The sequence below is a fragment of the Candidatus Accumulibacter contiguus genome (genome assembly GCF_012940005.1).
GTDB lineage: Bacteria > Pseudomonadota > Gammaproteobacteria > Burkholderiales > Rhodocyclaceae > Accumulibacter > Accumulibacter contiguus.
Genome location: NZ_SPMX01000013.1, coordinates 36,942 through 54,573, shown reverse-complemented (window position 1 = coordinate 54,573; position 17,632 = coordinate 36,942). Strand labels below are relative to the sequence as shown.

The window sequence follows — 17,632 nt, the reverse complement described above, 5'->3', positions numbered from 1 at the left end:
ATGAAGACTGTCCACCTCGTTTCGCTGCAGGTGCTGAAAGGCTTCGCCATGCTGCTCATCCTGCTTGCCTCGCCAGCCGCGCTGGCGCACAAGCCCAGCGACAGCTACCTCAGCCTGCAGGTCACCGAAACGGCCATTCATGGTCAGTGGGATATTGCCCTGCGCGACCTCGACTACGCACTCGGCCTCGACGACAACCAGGACGGCGCCATCACCTGGGGCGAACTGCGCGCCCATCACGCCGACATTGCCGCTTACGCACTGGCGCGGCTGACCTTGTCGGCAGACGGCGAGGCGTGCACTACGGCCGTGCTCGAACACCTGGTCGACGATCACAGCGATGGCGCCTACGCGGTGTTGCGCTTCAGCGCAAGCTGCGAAGCCGCAGCCCATGTGCTCAGTGCCAGCTATCGGCTGTTCTTTGATGTCGATCCCCAGCACCGCGGGCTGCTGCGCCTCGAACACGCCGGTCAGACACATACCGCGATCTTTGCTACGGCGACTCCGGTGCAGCGATTCGAACTTGGCGAAAACGACCACCTGCGCCAGTTCATCGACTACATCGCGCATGGGGTCTGGCACATCTGGATCGGCTTCGATCATCTGCTGTTTCTGTTGTCGCTGCTGCTGCCGGCGGTCCTGATCCGCGTCGACGGCGGCTGGACAGGCGCTGCGCGCTTCAGGGACGCGCTCTGGGATGTCGTCAAGGTGGTCAGTGCATTCACCCTCGCGCACTCGATCACCCTGACGCTGGCCGCGCTGGACGTTATCCAGTTGCCGTCGCGCTGGGTCGAATCGGCGATCGCTGCATCGGTCATCGTCGCCGCGCTCAACAACCTGGTCGTGATGGCAGGAGCCAGCCGCTGGCTGTTCGCTTTTGCTTTCGGCCTGATTCACGGCTTCGGTTTCGCCAGCGTCCTCGCCGACCTCGGGTTGCCGCAGAACGCCTTGTTGCTGGCGCTGGTTGCCTTCAACCTCGGCGTCGAACTCGGGCAACTGGCGATCGTCGCCCTGTTCCTGCCGCTGGCATGGGGCGTGCGGAACCAGTGGATCTATCGACGAGGCGTTCTCGCGGGCGGTTCGCTACTGGTCATCGTAACCGCCAGCGTCTGGCTGGTCGAACGAGTGTTTGATCTGAAGCTCATCGCCTGAGGGAATCAGCGTCGCGGCTGGTAGAGGTTGGCGTCAGTGTGCTCCTCGGCGCGATCTTCTACGCCAACAGGCGGGTTTCTGTAATGTCGAGACATCGAGACGCTGCTTGCCGAAGATCTTTTGCGCGAGAGCCCAACGACGGCGTTCCTCAAGGTAAACGCCGGCGAGTTGTTCAAACCACTTCTGGATTCGATTCATGGCAAGTGACTCCTGCTTGGGGATGAGTGGATTGCAATTCGCTGCGATAGGGACCAGAATATCAAAAAACTGTACAAAAGTACAGCACTAAAGAATTCGGCTTCCGCATCCTGCCAGGCTGGCAGAAACCGATGCGGACGGTGTCTTCGCCGAAATCCTGCAAGCGCCGTTGACTGCCCTCATTTAATGACCGAAACTTGCCTGCGAACAGCCTGCAGGCTGGCAACACCGGGTCCGGAGTCAGACTTGCCGATGGGAGATTGAGCAATGGCACTGTATGCGTTTGATGGAAAAAGGAATTTTGCCGCTGGCGACAGGACGATCGACGTCGTCGGATTCAGCCGGGGTTCGGCACTGGCGGTCCACTTCGCCAACGAAATACTACCCGGAGACCGAGGAGCGCCCGGCCGCTGGAGGCCTGCTGTTTTACATCAAGCCGTCGCTGACTGGCTATGAATCGGCCGACCTGTTGCAGTACAAATCCCAGCACCAGGATTTTCCGCAGGTGTCGACGCTCGATCAGTGGTTCGACGAATCGCAGTTCGAGAGCTATCGCAAGCTCGGGCAACACATCGCTCAGGGAGTGATCGCCGACAGGTTCCGCCCGCTGCGGCAGCGTCCGGGAATCGAACCGCTACGCGAGGCACTCGACAAATTGCGTGCGTCTCTGAGATGACCGAAGTACTCTGGCTCGTCGCTTTCGCCGCCATGCTGCTCGGCCTGCTCGGTGTCTTTCTGCCGTTGCTGCCTGGCGTGCCACTGCTCTTCGCCGGCATGCTGGTGGCCGCCTGGCTCGACGACTTCGCGCGTATCGGCGTGCCGACACTGGCGGTACTGGCGGTGCTCGGCCTTGCCGCCTTGCTGATCGAGACCCTCGCCTCGGTGTGGGGCGTCAAGCGGGCAGGCGCCAGCGGTCTGGCGATCGCCGGCGCGGGCATCGGCGCCATTCTCGGTATTTTCGCCGGTTTGCCGGGGCTGATTCTCGGCCCGATCGTCGGTGCCGTCTGCGGCGAGTACATCGCTCGTCGCGACCACCGCACAGCGACGCGCGCCGGCATTGCCGCTGGCGTCGGCTTCCTCGTCGCCATTGTCGCCAAGCTGGCGATCGCCGTGACGATGCTGGCCGTCTTCACCCTTGCGTGGTTAATGTGAAAGTCGCGTCAGCGACTCACGAACCTCCCCTCCCCCCTCGCGGGGGAGGGGTCGGGGGGAGAGGGAAACGGTCATGACTTTCATGATCGGGGGTGCTTGGAAAAGTCATGACCGTTCGCATGAAACCCGTGACGCTCAGGCAGCAAGTTCATAGACCTGCTGCGCGCGCGATATCGAAACCTTGTGGTTCCGGTCCTGAAAACAGCATCCTGCCGATCCTGGGGGATCTCGATCTCCAGCGCTTCAGCGAAGGCCGGCACTTCCGTACCTATGACCAGCTTGGCGCCCACATCATGCCGGTCGGCGACGTACCGGGCGTACGCTTCGCCGTCTGGGCACCCCATGCCAGGAGCGTCAGCGTCGTCGGCGACTTCAACGCCTGGGACGGCCGCTGTCACCCGATGCGCGTTCGTGCTGGCTCCGGTATCTGGGAACTCTTCATCCCGGGCCAGGGCCAGGGGACGGTGTACCAGTACGAGATCCGCACGCAAGCCGGCACGCGGATCCGCAAGACCGACCCGCAAGGCTTCTACGCCGAATTGCGCCCACGGACCGCATCGATCGTATGGGACCTTTCCTGTACGGAAAAGGGGCTCTGGAGCGACGCCGAGTGGATGTCGTGCCGCAGCCGGAAGAATCCCCTGCGGGAGCCGATGGCGATCTACGAAGTGCACCTCGGCTCGTGGGCGCGCATGCCCGGACGCAATACCTTCCTCAATTACCGCCAGCTTGCCGACAGGCTCGTCGCCTACATCCATCAGCAGGGCTATACGCACATCGAACTGATGCCGATCACCGAGCATCCGCTGGATGCATCGTGGGGCTACCAGGTCACCGGCATGTTCTCGCCGAGCAGCCGTTTCGGGACGCCGGACGATTTTCAGTATTTCGTGAATAGCATGCACCGGAACGGGATCGGCGTGATCCTCGACTGGGTGCCAGCCCACTTCCCCAGGAACGACTGCGGGCTGATCCAGTTCGATGGCAGCGCACTGTACGAATACGCCGACTCCCGCATCGGCGAGCACAAGCGCTGGGGCACCAAGGTCTTCAACTTCCAGCGCCAGGAGGTGGTGCAGTTCCTCATCAACAGCGCGCTGTTCTGGCTGGATTGTTACCACATCGACGGGCTACGGGTGGACGCGGTATCGGCGATGCTCTATCGCGACCATGATCGCAAGGAATGGCTACGCAACGAGCACGGCGGCCGCGAGAATCTCGAGGCCATTGCCTTTCTTCGCCACCTCAACGAAAAGGTATCCGAGCTGTACCCCGGCGCAATCACCATCGCCGAGGAAGCCACCGCTTTCCCGATGGTCAGCCGCCCCGCCTCGCTGGGCGGCCTCGGCTTCACCTTCAAGTGGAACATGGGCTGGATGCACGATACGCTGGACTACATTGCTCTCGATCCGCCGCAGCGCAAGGAGAACCACCGGAACCTGACGTTCGGCCTGATGTACGCATTCGACGAGAATTTCATCCTGCCCATCTCGCACGACGAAGTCGTCCACCTGAAAAAGGCGATGCTCGACAAGATGCCCGGCAGCGTCTGGCAGAAGTTCGCCAACCTGCGGCTGTATTACGGGTTCATGTGGACCCATCCGGGCAAGAAACTGCTCTTCATGGGCCAGGACTTCGGGCAATGGCGGGAGTGGAGTGAGAACCGCGGCCTCGACTGGCACCTGATCGAGGCCGGCGGCACGCCACACGGCCCGCAACCGCATCTGCGCCTGCAACGCTGGCTGGCCGATCTGAACCGCATCTACATCGACGAACCCGCTCTCCACGAACAGGACTGCGAGCGGCAGGGCTTCGAGTGGATCGACGCCGATGGCGCGGAACAAAGCGTCCTCTCGTACATCCGGCGCGCCCTTGACCCGGAGGACTACCTGCTCGTCGTCGCCAATTTCACCCCGAACGTGTATCGGGGCTACCGCATCGGGGTGCCGGCACGGACGACTTATCGCGAAGTACTGAACAGCGATGCGGCGAAGTACCACGGCAGCGACTTGTGCAACGAGGAAGCGCTGGTGGCAGACGACATCGGATGGCAATCGCAGCCCCATTCCCTCGAAATGACGATACCGCCTCTGGCAATGGTGGTGCTCAAACCCGAGCGATAGCCTGGTCGACCAGGTCCGGAGCACTGCCTGCGCACATGCACTTTACAGTGCTTCAAGCGCTCTCGATCTTGCGGATGCGTACGTCCGTTGTGAGTACGAGCTGGCAGGCCAGCCGTGCATGCGGATTGCCGGGCGCATAGATTTCGAGCGCATCGCGCTCCGCCGCGTCCGGCGCTTCGAGTTCGCCGCCGCTCAGGGCTTCCACCTCGATCAAACAGGTGCCGCACAGGCCGCTACGGCAACCGAAAAGCAATGGCGAATTGAGTACCGTGAGGTGCACCGGCAGGCTCGCGAGATCCGCCAGTTCCACTGGCGCAAACGCCGTTCCCGGAAACTCGATGCGGTGCGTGCTCATTTCGGGCGGAAACCGGCGAGCTGGCTGCGGTTGCCGGCGAGGTAGCGGCCAATGGCGTTCTTGCGCATCGTGCGCATCTCCCGGTTGCCCGCATTCAGCCAGGTGACCGGTTCGACGAATGCACGATACGACTCGGCGGCAATGCGGTGGGTCTCCGCCGCTGCGGTGAGACCGTCAGACTCGCGCGCAAAGCAGGCCTCCATCATGGCGCGCGCCTCGCCGTCATCCATGGCGAAGACGGGCGAGCGGAAGATCTTGTAGATCACCGGGAAGATCGCCGGGTCATACCAGAAGATGCCGTTTACCGCGACGGAGAAGTGGAAATGATCCCGTTGACAGCCGGCAACACCGCGGTTCACCACCCAGCGCTCGAAGTTCGTCGGCGCCTCGAGTACCCGCGGCACTTCGAGCCCGACCAGGCGCGAAGTATTGAAATGAAACGACTCGTCCATGAAGTGCCAGTAGCTGATCGCCGACGGCAGCGGCGCGTGCTCGCGATCCGGATGCTGCAGGTAGTAACTGGAAAGCCGGTGCTGCACGAGCTTGCCGTTGAGCGTGCGCAGACCACGCACCAGCAGATACTGGCTACCCAGGAAGGCGTTCGACGAAGACAGCAGGGTGAACGCCTGGATCTGCAGCCGGCGCCAGAAATCCTTCGCTGCATTGCTGTCCGCGAACACCATCGTATGGTCGTAGAGGCTGCGCATCGGGTAGGTGAACAAACGCTCGCCGAAAAGCGTGTGCTCGACGGCTTCGCCAACGGTCTTGAAGGCGTGGATGTGCGCACGTTCCTGCTTCGTCTCGAGATCCAGGTTGTCGCACACCAGCCGGAAATCTTCGAGAGTGTAGATCCCGGCCGCAGACACCTGGTTGAGGAAAATCGTCGCGATCTCTGCCGAGACGATCTGCGCGTAGTAGGCGACCCAGTAGAGCTGGTTGAGAACGACGCGTTGTGCTGCCGAAGACTGCTCCCACACCGGCGTCCCCCACAGCAGGGAGAAGTTCTCGGGATTCCAGTATTCGTGGCGGCAATCTGCGTAGCAGAAACGTTTTGCCGCGTCGTCGATCAGGGTCGTGTGGTCCTGTTCGGCGTTGCGGCGCAGGTTGAACTCAAGCTTGCGGACGGTCGAAACATCGTCGAGCAGCGATCTGGTTTGACGCTGGGCAAGGCCGGTGTGCATACTGCCCTCTCTTTTCGCTTAATGTGAAAGTCGCGTCAGCGACTCACGAATCTCCCCTCTCCACTCGCGGGAGAGGGGGTCGGGGGGAGAGGGAAACGGTCAGGGCTTTCATCATCCGGGGTGTCTCACAAAGCCATGACCGTTACCATGGAAACAGGAACTGCCGCCACGGTCCCGGTGCGTTGGACGTTCCGTAGCGGGCCGGATAACCGTCCGGCTCGCGAGCGGTACCGAAGCAGCGATCCCAAAGCAGGAGATTGGCCCCGAAGTTTACCCCCTGGCCGTCCAAACTGTGATGCAGATGATGGTGTGCCGGAGTGACCAATGCCCGACCCAGCCAGGCGGGCGCAAAACGCTCGGGCAGCCGGGAGTGGCGCCAGAGGTCGAGACTGGCGGTCAGCGCCGCAGAGAAGAAGAAGCCCTGCGGGCAGTCGCACAGGAAACCGAGAAGCGGATTCAGCAGCAGATAGACGAACAGAAAACTCACCCACAGCGAGTTGCGCGACGTCGCCCACACACTCACCACCGGCGAGGCGTGATGGCACTGATGCAAGGCCCACAACACGCCGACGCGATGGAAGAGCCGGTGCTGTGCATAATAGACGAGGTCGACGAGCACGAAATTGAGCAGGAAGGCCCCCAGGCAGCCGATGCGCAGGCTGCCGGCGAAATCCGGCCAATGCGCTGCCAGTACGCGGGTCGCGATCAGATAGCCCGCGGCGGGGATGGCAATGCCCTGAACGGCCAGGCCGGCAAGATTGAGCAGGTGGTCGGCCAGCGATCCGGCAGGGACACGGCGCTCTGATCCGCACTCGAGAACTGCGAGTATCACAAAGGCGAGGAGAGGAAGGTACCAGCCGGTGGTCACGAGCGTATCCGTGGCAGCTTGTGTCGGATCGAAGGGAGTGGTTATTATATCCTGGCAAGGAAATGGCGATATATCATGGGAAAGGACGAGCAATGAGAGCAATTCGTCAGATGATCTGTGTCCTCGCGACGGTCGTCGCGAGCGCTGTGGCGTCTGCACAGACCCCAGCACTTGAGGAACGCAAGGCAGATCACGACGCGCTGCGCGCGCTGCTCGCGCAATCCGCCACAGCGCTGAACACGCGCAAGCTCGATTCGATGGCCGAGGTGCTGCACCCAGGGTTTACGGTGATTACGGTGGACAACCAGAAACTGGTCGGTCTGAACGCCATCAAGAACTACTATTCGGAGTTGTTCGACGGGCCCAAAGCCATTCTTGAGAAACTGGAGACCAGACCGGTCGCCGACGAAGTGACGCAGTTTGTCGACGCGACGACGGGCGTCGCATACGGGGTCTCGGACGACATCTACCGTTTCAAGGACGGTGACACGCGCACGATGAAAACTCGCTGGAGCGCTGTGATGGTCAAGGAAGGCGATGTCTGGAAGCTGGTCAACGTGCACTTCTCCGCCAACGTTCTCGATAATCCACTGCTCGATACGCTCCGCGCCCAGACCCAGAAGCTGGCGCTGATGGCCGGCGCGGCTGGCCTGATCGTCGGCGCCCTGCTGATGGCCTGGCTGCGTCGGCGCCCGCGCGCCTAGCGCGGACAGGGCGCCGCCAGCGTATGCTCGATCTGCTGCTCAAGGGTGGGCTCGTCTTCGACGGAACCGGCGCTCCCCCGCGCTATGCCGACGTCGCCATCGTCGATGGCCGGATTGCCCGCCTGGCGCCAGCCATTGACGAGGAAGCGCGCACGACGCGCGACGTCAGCGGTTTCTGGATCGTGCCGGGTTTTATCGACATCCACACGCATTACGACCTGGAGGTGGAAATCGCGCCAGGCTTGGCAGAGTCGGTTCGTCACGGCGTCACGTCGATCGTGATGGGCAACTGCAGCCTCTCGCTGACCGTCGGAGAGTCGCAGGACCTGGCGGACATTTTCCTGCGCGTCGAGAGCCTGCCGGCGCCGCTGGTGCGCAAATGGCTCGAACGGGCGGTGTCGTGGGGATCGCCGCAAGCGTATCTCGAGCATCTGCGCACCCTGCCACTGGGACCCCACGTCGCGCCGCTGCTCGGTCACAGCGCGCTGCGGACGGCGGTGATGGGGCTGCAGCGCAGCCTGCACGAACGAGCGAGTGACGACGACCTCGCGCAGATGCGCTCGCTCGCCAGTCAGGCCCTCGATGCCGGCTGCTTCGGCATCTCGGTCGACATGGTCCACTGGCACAAGGTCAGCGGTGCTTTTGCTGGACGCTCGGTACCGTCGCACTATGCCGATGCACGCGAATACCGCATGCTTGCCGAACTCTGCCGCGAACGCGACGCGGTCTTCCAGGTCACGCCGAATCCGCAGAATGCGCTCTCGTTTCTGCTGATCCTGGCGATGTCCACCGGCCTTTTCCGCCCACCGCTGCGGGCAACGGTCCTCTCGGCGCTCGATCTGTCCGACCATCCGCAACTGTGGCGGCTGTTCCCGCTGAGCACCTTCATCGTCAACCGGCTGCTTGGTGGCAATCTGCGCTTCCAGACGCTCGCCGAGCCGTTCGCGATCTACGCCGACGGACCGATCACGCCATTGTTCGAAGAATTCGCCACTGGCGTCGAACTCAACAGTTGCGCGAACGGCGATGCGCGGCGTGAACTCTGGGCGAGCGAAGGTTTCAAGGAGCGCTTTCGCAGCGACTGGGAGCGACGTGAGCTGCGGACTTTCCACCGCGATCCGGCGCGCATGTGGGTCGTTGCCTCGCCCGAAGCCGAACAGGTCGGAATGAGCGTGGCAAAGATAGCCGCTGCCCGCGGCATGAACGCGACCGCGGCGCTGATCGATCTGCTCGCCACCCACGATGAGCGACTGCGCTGGGTGGCTTGCGGCGCCAACGAGCGGCCTGCGATCCGTGGACGCCTGCTGGCGCACCCGCACATCCACCCCGGTTTCACCGACGCCGGCGCGCATTCGCGCAACCTCGCGTTCTTCGACGGCGCACTGGCGGTGCTGCGCCAGGCCATGGCCACGGCTTGCCTGCCGCCCGAGCGAGCGATTGCACGCGTCACTGGCGAAGTCGCGCGCTGGTTTCATCTCGACGCCGGTGAATTGCGTGCAGGTCGGCGCGCCGACCTGCTGGTTCTGTCTCCGGAAGGATTGCGCACGCCGCCACCGGCACCGGTCGAAGTCGACGATCCGCTGCTCGAAGGCGCCCGGCGGATGGTCAAACGCGGCTCGGAAACGGCCGTGCTCAGCGTTTTCGTGGCCGGCATCGAGGTCGTACGGCAGGGGCGTCCCTTGCCGGTGCTCGGCACCGTCCAGACCGGAACGCTGCTCAAGCCGACCGTCCAGGTGCGCGGGCAAGCAGCGGTGTTGAGGCGCTACCGCAACCGCATCGACGACGAGATCGTCGACCATCCCTTCCATGAGTACTGGGACATCTTCGTATTCAAGCACCAGGACCGCCGCAATGTCCTGCTCCACTGCCTCGCCGTGCTGATGATGTACAGCAGCGGCCTGGCCCTCGTGATCACCGGGAATCCGTGGTGGCTGCTGCTGGTGCTGGCATCGCAGGCGACCGGACTGAGCGGCCACTGGCTGTTCGAGCGCTCGCATGTCGACATTCGCGACCTCGTCTTTTCCTGGCGCGCGTCGCGCTGCCTGAACCGGATGTTCTTCGCGGTCCTGCGTGGCCGCTACTGGCACGAGGTGGGCCGCGTACGCAGCGAGTTCGCGGCATTTCAGGGAATCGCCGCGTGATCCCGGTTCCCGGCATCCGGCGCTCGAATCAGGCGCTGGCCATGCTCCTTGGCTATCTCGCGTTCTCGGCGCTGTACCTGGGTAGCGGGACGCTACGTCTGGTCAAGCCAACGACGCTCGTTCCCGGCGCGCTCGATACCATCGTTCCGTTTGTCGACTGGACGGTATGGATTTACCTGACGCAGTTCCTGCTCCTGCCGAGCGCGATTGCTTGCGCGCGCGATGACACGGATCGCAGCCGGACCTTCTACGCGATGCTGCTGGCCACCGTCGTCGCCAGCGTGATCTTCCTCGCCTGGCCCACGCAAATCGCCCGCGAGACGCCGGCCGCTGCAGGTCTCACCGGCCTGGCGTGGCGCCTGCTCCATCTTGCAGACCCGCCGGCCAACTGCTTCCCGTCGCTGCACGTGGCCCTGGCGGTGATCGCGGCGCGCGCGCTCTGGCGACGCGGCGCAGTCGTCGTGGCCGCGATCTGGCCGATCCTGATCGCCGCCTCGACACTCAGTACGCGGCAACATGTCGCATCGGACGTCGCCGGCGGCGTGTTGCTCGCGGCATTGGCACTCTGGCTGACACCGAGGATTCTTCGCCTTGATCGCGCGTAGGCCACATACGAGCGCGCAGATCGTCGAGGTCACGACCCTCGACGAGGGTGAGCGGCGAGCAATGTATGCGCTCTACGAACGCTACTACGAGAGTTCATCGTGGCCACTGTTCGCAGCCGACCTCGCCGGCAAGGATCGAGTCGTCCTGCTGCGCGACGATGGCGGCGTGCTGCAGGGCTTTTCGACACTGGCGATCTACCAGCGCTGCTTCGACGGCGCGCCGGTGCGCGTGCTCTTCTCTGGTGATACCATCGTCGACGAAAGTCAATGGGGTCAGCAAGCCCTCGCTTTCGCCTGGCTGCGCCTGGCCGGAACCTTGCATGCCGAACAACCCGAGCTACCCCTGTACTGGCTGCTGATCTCCAAGGGGCATCGGACGTATCGCTATCTCCCCACCTTCAGCCGCGCCTTTCACCCCTCGCCTGCAGCCGATACGGACTCTGATCTAGGTCCGCTCAAGGACTTCCTGGCACGCGATCGCTTCGGCGAGGCTTACGACAGCGCTGCCGGCGTCGTGCGCTTTGCCGAATCGCGCGGCCAACTGCGCCCACGCTATGCAGAGGTTTCCGAAGCGCATGCCCGTCTGCCCGAGGTCGCCTTCTTCCTGGAGCGCAATCCGGGCTATGTGCGCGGCGACGAGCTGGTGTGCCTGTGCAAACTGGCGACAGATACCCTGCAGCCGATCGCGCGCCGGGCGTTTCTCGCCGGCGCCAGGACGGCGCAGGCATAGGGTGGACACCCGCGTTTTCAACCATCCGGAAGCAGTCGTCCAGGGCTGGTACTGGCTGGCGCGTTCGCGCGAGATCCGGCGCGGCCAGGTGGTACCCTTGCGGCTGCTGGGACGCGAACTGGCCGTGTATCGCGGCGACGATGGCCGGGTGGCAGCACTCGACGCCTACTGTGCACATATGGGAGCGCATCTGGCCGAAGGACGTGTCGAAGGCAACGCGCTGCGCTGCTTTTTCCACCGCTGGCGCTACGAGGCCGACGGGCGCTGCAGCGACATCCCCTGTCTCGCGGGCCAGGCGAGACCACAGATCAGCGTCCGCTGCTGGCCCACCGCCGAGCGCTACGGCATGGTCTGGCTGTGGACCGGCGAGACGCCGGCCGACGATCTGCCCGAGGTGCCGGAACTCGCAGGCAAAGCGTGCGACGCGCTGGTGGCAAACCGATTCAGGAAGCGCTGCCATCCGAACGTGGTGCTGATCAATGCCATCGACGAGCAACATTTCGCGAGTGTGCATCACCTTCCCGGATCGATACTGACGATGGAAGCTGTCCCCCGCAGCGTCTCGAACATCGAATTTCGCAACCTTGGCAAGGTACCGACCAGCAAGCGGCTTGGGAGACTCCTTGCGCGCTTCTACCAGGGTCCGCTGACCTACACGCTGAGCTACTGGTACGGCAGCCTCGGTACGGTCACGCTCGGTCCCGATTTTCTGCATCTGCATCTGATGTTCGCCTTGCGGGTGGGCGACGACGGATCGACCGAAGGGCAGACTCTCGCTCTGACCCGGCAGCGCCGCGGTCCCCTCGGCTGGCTCGTCAACCGGCTGCTGCTGTACGGCACGGCGCTGGCCGCACGCTACTTTGCCTGGGGCGACACGCGCGTCTTCGAGACGATCCGCTTCGACTTCCGCCACCCCATTCCTGCCGACCGCGCGGTGCTGGCGTTCATCCGCCATCTCGAATCGCAGCCACTCGCCAGATGGCACGAAATCGACCGGACCGGCGCACGTCCTCGACCCACCCGCATGCGACTCGCCGGCACCGACCAGGAAAGCAGCGATGGCTGAGCGAACGGTCCTGATCACCGGTTGTTCGTCGGGCTTTGGCCTGGGCATCGCGCAGGCCCTTGTGGAGCGCGGGTGGACGGTGCTGGCCGGCGTCCGCGACCCAGCGCGCGCACCCGAGTCACTCGCCGGCGCACGCCTGCTGCCACTCGATCTGAGCAATGCAGCGCAGATCGCCGCGGTCGCGGCAGGCATCGAGCGCCTGGATTGTCTGATCAACAACGCTGGCTACGCCCTGAACGGCCCCTTTGCCAGCTACAGCGCAGCGCAGATGCACCATCAGCTGCAGGTCAATGTGCTCGGCCCGGCGCTGCTCACGCAGCAATTGCTGCCGGCGCTCGCTGCCGCACGCGGTCGCGTGATCCACATTTCCTCGCTCGCCGGCGAACTGGGGCTGCCGATGAACGCTCTGTACTGTGCATCGAAATTCGCCCTCGAAGGCCTCTCCGAATCGCTACGCCACGAACTGCTGCCGCATGGCGTACAGGTGGCGCTGGTCGAACCGGGCGGCTTCCGCACGCGCTTCGCCGCCAATCTGGCGTGGGGTGAGCGGCGGCTCCCGGCAGACGGCGTCGATGCCCGGCAACTGTCCGCCTACCGCGAGATGCAGGCGAGAATGCTCGCCGCTCCGGGCAAGGATCCGGCCACGGTCGTGAACGCCGTTCTTCGCCTCACCGAAGTGACCAGGATGCCGCTGCGCACACGCGTCGGCGGCGATGCGAAAAGCGCGCGCTGGCTGCAGCGCTGGCTGCCCGAGAGCGCATTCATCGCACTCGTCGGCGCGCTGTTCCGGCGCCGGCTGGCGGCCAGGCGAAATCCATGAGCGCCGCCGAGGAAGGCAAGGAACGCAATCAAGCCTTGCGCCGAGTCGCGGACCGCCTCGCCCGGCGACGCACCCCGCCGGGAGTTGCCGACGGCACCATACCGCTCTGGGACGCATCCTTTTTCGGACTCGATCGAATTGCGCTTTTCCGCGAGGCCGACACCCGCACCCGGCAGTCGGTACTCGCAGGCTGCGCCGACGAGTTGCTTGCCGAATCCTGGCGCATCGAGTGCTGCGGTATCGATTACTGCGCCCGCATGGCGCTCACTGCCGAAAGCGACGACGAGCGGCACCTGTTCGTCCTCATCGGAGCCGACGAAGCCAGGCACGCCGCCTGGCTCGCGCCATGGATCGCAGCCCGCGCCCCGGCTCCCGATCCCTTCAACCGTTTCATTGCCGGGCTGGCCGAGACCGGCAATCGACAAGCGCTCGCCTACCTGCTGCAAGTGGTGCTCGAAGGCTTCGGCATCACCCATTACAGCGCGCTCGGCGCGCATTGCCGGGATGCCGGTCTGGCCGACATTTTCCGGTGCCTGTCGCGCGAAGAAGCCCTCCATCACGCCGCCGGGCTGGCGGCCTTCTGGCCGGAACGGCTGACCCTTCACGACCGCCGCTTCCTCGCCGACGCTGCGCAAACTTTCCTGGAGATGATTCGCTGTGGTCCGCAGGGGGTAGTCGCGGCACTCGATCAGGGGATCGGGTTAGTCGATCAGAACGACACTGCAGCGGCTTTTTGCGCCCTCGAATCGGAAGCGGGCAGCGCCGCCAAACTGGCCCGCTTGCGCCGGCTGATGACCCAGCCGGGAATGCATTGGCTGGTCGATACGCTCGCTGCCGGCGGCCTGTTCGAGCCCTGCCCGGCACTCGACTGCGCGCGCATCTACACTGCCAGGCGCTGACGGCCAGGGTTAATGTGGAAGTCGCGTATGCGACTCACGAATCCAGCCCTGAGGATAGTCCGTTCGAAAAATCTGCGTGCTGGCGGCCAGCGAAGTTCACCCGTACCGCACCCAGAAAGGACTTCCGATCTTATCCATACATTATATTTATCATCACAAATTTCTATTGCTATGAACAGACTTCCATTTTGCATAAAAACCCGCCATCGTTAACACGAAAAAATATTTAATATATTGTTATAAATATAAAAAATTCATCTGAACATGACTTTCACGTAAGAGAGAGTTTGATTTTTCGCTCTTTCTACTGTCGAAATTTTTTTACATTTATTGCGCACAATAGATCACAATTTGTGATTATAAATTGTTTTAATTGATATATTTTTTCTGGCATGATTGTTGCTTTGTGCTTACCACTGGGAGCCGTCGAGCAATCAGTCGGGGGTAGCCACATCCATATAGTCGCGTAGTTCTTGGGCAAATTTGAAACACACTCTCTTAGGAAAAGCCACATGAAAACTATACTTAAACTCGCCACAGCCGCCAGTGTCCTGGTTGCCGGTTCCTTGGTCTTCAGCACTTCAGCACTCGCAGCCAACTGCCCTGTGACGCAGTCACTGAGCAGCTTCATGGGGAACACCGCGGGATGCGTAGACCAGGATAAGCTGTACACACCCTTGTTCACCGATCTGCCAGCCAGTCCATCAAGCAACGTGGAGATCAGTAGCTTTGGTATAGCCCCATTCGAATTCCACAACATTAGTGTCAACCCCGTCGGCGCATTCACCGCCGCGGGCATCTATCATTTTGACTATACGATCGAGATCGTCGGTCCAAGCCGCGTGTTTAATGCGCTTTCGATCGACAGTGATGTGCCCGCCCTAGCCCCAGACGTCAAAATTACGAAGCTGATCGATTTTGATGGCATAGCTGGTGGGCCCAGCATTACGTTGACGAGTCTCTCGGGAACCCCCGCTCTTGCTTCTATCCCTTCGACATACACCAAACTCTGGATCTACGAAACGATCCGTATTGACCAGGGCGACGCTGCGGGATCTGGTGCCCTGAACGGCTTCACCACCGTCTATACCCAGCGTGACACCAGTATTCCCGAGCCTCTGAGCATCGCCCTGTTGGGCCTGGGTCTGGCCGGTATCGGCATCTCGCGCCGCCGCAAGAGCACATAAGCGATCTGTCAGCCCCCCCCCCGACAAAGCCGCCACCTTGTGTGGCGGCTTTTTTCTAGGGGAAACCAGGTCATGCCAGGCTGCCCTTGACCCGTCTCCATGGCGCCTCTTCCCGACGCCCCAAGGGCATGCCTCCCGAACAACGCCTCCGGTGGCAGCACGCATTGCCAAGCCCTGCGCAGCCTCAGGCTCTCTTCTGGTCAGAGTCCGTCCTGATGAGTGTGCGCTGCAGGCCAGCGCTGCTGCGGTATAGTGCCGGCTCTCTCCAGCCGGCGTTACCTTCCCATGCCACGCTTCTTCGCCATCGTCTTCATCGAGGGATTCTGCTCGCTCGGCGCGGAGGTCATTGCGCTGCGTCAGATCATCCCGCACCTGGGCAGTTCGATCGTCATCACCGCGCCGACCATCGCCTTCTTTCTGCTCGCACTGGCACTCGGCTACCACGCCGGCGCGAAAATCGCCGAGGACTATCTCGAAGTCGTCGCCAGAAACTTCCTGGTCGCAGCCTTTCTGATCGGTATCGGTCTGGCGGGGGTCGGCGTCGACCTGATCTTCGCTTCGTTGCGGCCACCCGAAATCGCCTATCTGGTGCTCGTCGCCGGCGTCCTCTGCCCGATCGCCTGGCTGCTCGGACAGACCGTGCCGATCCTCAGCAACCTGTTGCAACACCAGCGCGTCGGCGAAGCCAGCGGCCAGGCACTGTACTACTCGACGCTCGGCTCCTTCCTGGGTTCGCTGTCGCTGTCGCTGCTGGTCATGCAATGGCTCGGCGTTTCCGCAGCCGTCGCGCTCTGCGCATTGTTGCTGGTCGTCGGCTACGCGCTGTTGTGTGAGCGCGGATGGGCAACGGCGGCCGCCGGCCTCACCGTCGTCGCGTTGACGCTGGTCGCCAACGCCTGGCTGCGCCCGCAAATCGAGACTGCTTACGCCAGCTACCTGGTGATGCCGGTCGAGTACGACGGCGCGATCAACGGGCGTGCCCTGAAAAACAACAGCTCGTTCGCCTCATTGATCGACGAGGCCGAGCCGCCACGCTATGCCCGCTACATCCGGCATATCCGCAGCTTCCTGCTCGACGATCTGGGCTTGCGCAACCGCCAGATCCTGGTTCTCGGCGCCGGTGGCTTCACGCTGTCGCACCGCGAAGCGAGCAATCACTACACTTATGTCGATATCGACCCGGCGGTGCGCGCCATTGCCGAAACCCATTTCCTTCGCGAAAAAGCAAACGGCGAGTTCATCGCCGACGACGCGCGCCGGTTCGTGATTCGTACCGAGCAACGCTTTGCTGCGGTGCTGGTCGACGTCTATAGCTCGCATACGTCGATCCCCGGCCACCTCGTTACCCGCGAATTCTGGCAGGCGACGCGTCGGGTGCTCGAACCCGATGGCGTGTTGATTGCCAACCTGATTCTCGACAGCGCCCTTGCCACACCCTACGCGCGCAACCTGCTGGCAACCATCGAGAACATCTATGGCCGCTGCGCAGTCGAGGTACTGCAGAAGCAGCAGCAACTCGCCAACGTCGTCGTCACCTGCCGCAACGGCGAACCTCCAGAGCCGCCCAGCCTCTTCATCGACGAACGCAACCGCGCTGATTTCGACTTCGCGCGTTCGCGCTGAGCGGCAGGCGCGTCTGACGGACATGGTTTTTCCAGGTCCCCAGGCCCCCCCGATCAATTTTTCGAATGGCACCAATGCGTGCAAGACCGGGCGGGCAAGTGGCGACGCCGAACGCGGAATGCACTACCATCTCGGTCATGCGTATCCTCATCGTCGACGACGAACCCGCGATTTCCGATACCCTGGCCTATGCCCTGCAAGCCGACGGTTTCGCCAGCGATTGCTGTACCCTCGGTGCCGAGGCACTCGCCCGACTGGCTGCCGGCGATCACGACCTGGTCGTCCTGGACGTCGGGCTGCCGGACATGAGCGGCTTCGACGTCTGTCGTGTCCTGCGGCGGCGCTCGGATGTGCCGGTGATATTTCTCACCGCCCGTTCTGACGAGGTAGACCGCATCGTCGGACTGGAACTCGGTGCCGACGATTACGTGGCCAAACCATTCAGTCCCCGCGAGGTGGTTTCCCGCGTCCGCGCCATCCTGCGTCGCACCCGGCCGGAGTGGCTCGCAGGCCCCCCCCACGATCACCGCACCGGCTCGTTTCACGGTCGATGGCGATGGCTTGCGCATCGCCTACCACGGTGTCTGGCTCGATCTGACGCGCTACGAGTATCTCCTGCTGGCCTTGCTGCTGACACGGCCGGGGCGCATCCTGAGTCGCGGCCAGATCATGGAGAACGTCTGGCAGGATTGCGGTGAAAGCCTGGAGCGCACGGTGGACACCCACATCAAGACCCTGCGCAGCAAACTGCGGGCGATACGCGCCGACGAGGAACCGATCCGGACCCACCGCGGTCTGGGTTACAGCATCACCGTTCGCTAGGCCGGC

General features: G+C 63.0%; 16 protein-coding genes and 1 pseudogene. 14 read left to right on the top strand and 3 right to left on the bottom strand.

Annotated features, from left to right (window positions below):
* The 4 genes from E4Q08_RS06540 (at position 1) to glgB (ending at position 4,625) form a co-directional block, all read left to right on the top strand.
* A complete protein-coding gene (locus E4Q08_RS06540; protein ID WP_034909902.1) occupies positions 1-1,152 on the top strand; it encodes a HupE/UreJ family protein in 1,152 nt (383 codons plus the stop codon).
* Positions 1,153-1,636: 484 nt separating this feature from the next.
* Positions 1,637-2,026 carry a hypothetical protein gene (locus E4Q08_RS06535; protein WP_169069780.1) on the top strand — a complete coding sequence of 130 codons (390 nt, stop codon included), beginning with the start codon at positions 1,637-1,639 and terminating at the stop codon, positions 2,024-2,026.
* Positions 2,023-2,502 carry a DUF456 domain-containing protein gene (locus tag E4Q08_RS06530; RefSeq protein ID WP_034909899.1) on the top strand — a complete coding sequence of 160 codons (480 nt, stop codon included), beginning with the start codon at positions 2,023-2,025 and terminating at the stop codon, positions 2,500-2,502. Before E4Q08_RS06535 ends, E4Q08_RS06530 begins: the two co-directional genes overlap by 4 nt.
* A gap of 107 nt (positions 2,503-2,609) precedes the next feature.
* Positions 2,610-4,625, top strand: coding sequence for a 1,4-alpha-glucan branching protein GlgB (gene glgB, locus E4Q08_RS06525; protein WP_248594742.1), 2,016 nt, complete (start codon positions 2,610-2,612; stop codon positions 4,623-4,625).
* A 52-nt stretch (positions 4,626-4,677) separates the two neighbouring features.
* Here the strand turns inward: glgB and E4Q08_RS06520 are convergent, their stop codons facing one another.
* From E4Q08_RS06520 to E4Q08_RS06510, 3 genes are all read right to left on the bottom strand, one after another.
* Positions 4,678-4,980, bottom strand: a complete 303-nt coding sequence (locus E4Q08_RS06520) for a 2Fe-2S iron-sulfur cluster-binding protein (RefSeq protein WP_169069779.1) — start codon at positions 4,978-4,980, stop codon at positions 4,678-4,680.
* The gene (locus E4Q08_RS06515) at positions 4,977-6,161 is read right to left on the bottom strand and encodes a P-aminobenzoate N-oxygenase AurF (RefSeq protein WP_169069778.1); all 1,185 of its coding nucleotides are present in this window, start codon (positions 6,159-6,161) and stop codon (positions 4,977-4,979) included. The genes E4Q08_RS06520 and E4Q08_RS06515 overlap by 4 nt, the downstream gene beginning before the upstream one ends.
* A 142-nt stretch (positions 6,162-6,303) precedes the next feature.
* On the bottom strand, positions 6,304-7,029 hold the full coding sequence (locus E4Q08_RS06510; protein ID WP_169069777.1) for a sterol desaturase family protein: 726 nt from the start codon (positions 7,027-7,029) through the stop codon (positions 6,304-6,306).
* A 92-nt stretch (positions 7,030-7,121) separates the two neighbouring features.
* On the opposite strand from E4Q08_RS06510, the gene E4Q08_RS06505 reads away from it, so the two are divergent.
* The 10 genes and pseudogenes from E4Q08_RS06505 to creB all read left to right on the top strand — a co-directional run bounded on the left by E4Q08_RS06505 (position 7,122) and on the right by creB (position 17,626).
* Positions 7,122-7,733, top strand: coding sequence for a nuclear transport factor 2 family protein (locus tag E4Q08_RS06505; RefSeq protein WP_169069776.1), 612 nt, complete (start codon positions 7,122-7,124; stop codon positions 7,731-7,733).
* Positions 7,734-7,756: 23 nt separating this feature from the next.
* On the top strand, positions 7,757-9,874 hold the full coding sequence (locus E4Q08_RS06500; RefSeq protein ID WP_211203330.1) for an Mpo1-like protein: 2,118 nt from the start codon (positions 7,757-7,759) through the stop codon (positions 9,872-9,874).
* Positions 9,871-10,479 (top strand): phosphatase PAP2 family protein, encoded by a 609-nt coding sequence (locus tag E4Q08_RS06490; RefSeq protein WP_169069775.1) that lies wholly within the window; start codon positions 9,871-9,873, stop codon positions 10,477-10,479. The genes E4Q08_RS06500 and E4Q08_RS06490 overlap by 4 nt, the downstream gene beginning before the upstream one ends.
* Positions 10,466-11,209: a hypothetical protein gene (locus tag E4Q08_RS06485; protein WP_169069774.1), complete on the top strand. Its 744-nt coding sequence runs from the start codon at positions 10,466-10,468 to the stop codon at positions 11,207-11,209. The genes E4Q08_RS06490 and E4Q08_RS06485 overlap by 14 nt, the downstream gene beginning before the upstream one ends.
* Position 11,210: 1 nt before the next feature.
* Complete coding sequence (locus tag E4Q08_RS06480; RefSeq protein ID WP_308240075.1) at positions 11,211-12,275, top strand: aromatic ring-hydroxylating dioxygenase subunit alpha; 1,065 nt, start codon at positions 11,211-11,213, stop codon at positions 12,273-12,275.
* The gene (locus E4Q08_RS06475) at positions 12,268-13,095 is read left to right on the top strand and encodes an SDR family oxidoreductase (RefSeq protein WP_169069772.1); all 828 of its coding nucleotides are present in this window, start codon (positions 12,268-12,270) and stop codon (positions 13,093-13,095) included. Before E4Q08_RS06480 ends, E4Q08_RS06475 begins: the two co-directional genes overlap by 8 nt.
* The gene (locus E4Q08_RS06470; protein ID WP_169069771.1) at positions 13,092-13,994 is read left to right on the top strand and encodes a ferritin-like domain-containing protein; all 903 of its coding nucleotides are present in this window, start codon (positions 13,092-13,094) and stop codon (positions 13,992-13,994) included. The genes E4Q08_RS06475 and E4Q08_RS06470 overlap by 4 nt, the downstream gene beginning before the upstream one ends.
* A gap of 512 nt (positions 13,995-14,506) precedes the next feature.
* Positions 14,507-15,181: a PEP-CTERM sorting domain-containing protein gene (locus E4Q08_RS06465; RefSeq protein ID WP_169069770.1), complete on the top strand. Its 675-nt coding sequence runs from the start codon at positions 14,507-14,509 to the stop codon at positions 15,179-15,181.
* A gap of 285 nt (positions 15,182-15,466) precedes the next feature.
* On the top strand, positions 15,467-16,804 hold the full coding sequence (locus E4Q08_RS06460; RefSeq protein WP_034912169.1) for a fused MFS/spermidine synthase: 1,338 nt from the start codon (positions 15,467-15,469) through the stop codon (positions 16,802-16,804).
* A gap of 137 nt (positions 16,805-16,941) precedes the next feature.
* A pseudogene (gene creB / locus E4Q08_RS06455) lies at positions 16,942-17,626 on the top strand (two-component system response regulator CreB).
* Positions 17,627-17,632 lie beyond the last annotated feature (6 nt).

What these genes read in the sequence shown, in the direction of transcription:
- E4Q08_RS06540 (WP_034909902.1), top strand. Translation starts at nt 1, where the DNA reads ATGAAGACTGTCCACCTCGTTTCGCTGCAGGTGCTGAAAGGCTTCGCC.
- E4Q08_RS06535 (WP_169069780.1), top strand. Translation starts at nt 1,637, where the DNA reads ATGGAAAAAGGAATTTTGCCGCTGGCGACAGGACGATCGACGTCGTCG.
- E4Q08_RS06530 (WP_034909899.1), top strand. Translation starts at nt 2,023, where the DNA reads ATGACCGAAGTACTCTGGCTCGTCGCTTTCGCCGCCATGCTGCTCGGC.
- glgB (WP_248594742.1), top strand. Translation starts at nt 2,610, where the DNA reads ATGACCGTTCGCATGAAACCCGTGACGCTCAGGCAGCAAGTTCATAGA.
- E4Q08_RS06520 (WP_169069779.1), bottom strand. Translation starts at nt 4,980, where the DNA reads ATGAGCACGCACCGCATCGAGTTTCCGGGAACGGCGTTTGCGCCAGTG.
- E4Q08_RS06515 (WP_169069778.1), bottom strand. Translation starts at nt 6,161, where the DNA reads ATGCACACCGGCCTTGCCCAGCGTCAAACCAGATCGCTGCTCGACGAT.
- E4Q08_RS06505 (WP_169069776.1), top strand. Translation starts at nt 7,122, where the DNA reads ATGAGAGCAATTCGTCAGATGATCTGTGTCCTCGCGACGGTCGTCGCG.
- E4Q08_RS06500 (WP_211203330.1), top strand. Translation starts at nt 7,757, where the DNA reads ATGCTCGATCTGCTGCTCAAGGGTGGGCTCGTCTTCGACGGAACCGGC.
- E4Q08_RS06475 (WP_169069772.1), top strand. Translation starts at nt 12,268, where the DNA reads ATGGCTGAGCGAACGGTCCTGATCACCGGTTGTTCGTCGGGCTTTGGC.
- E4Q08_RS06470 (WP_169069771.1), top strand. Translation starts at nt 13,092, where the DNA reads ATGAGCGCCGCCGAGGAAGGCAAGGAACGCAATCAAGCCTTGCGCCGA.
- E4Q08_RS06465 (WP_169069770.1), top strand. Translation starts at nt 14,507, where the DNA reads ATGAAAACTATACTTAAACTCGCCACAGCCGCCAGTGTCCTGGTTGCC.
- E4Q08_RS06460 (WP_034912169.1), top strand. Translation starts at nt 15,467, where the DNA reads ATGCCACGCTTCTTCGCCATCGTCTTCATCGAGGGATTCTGCTCGCTC.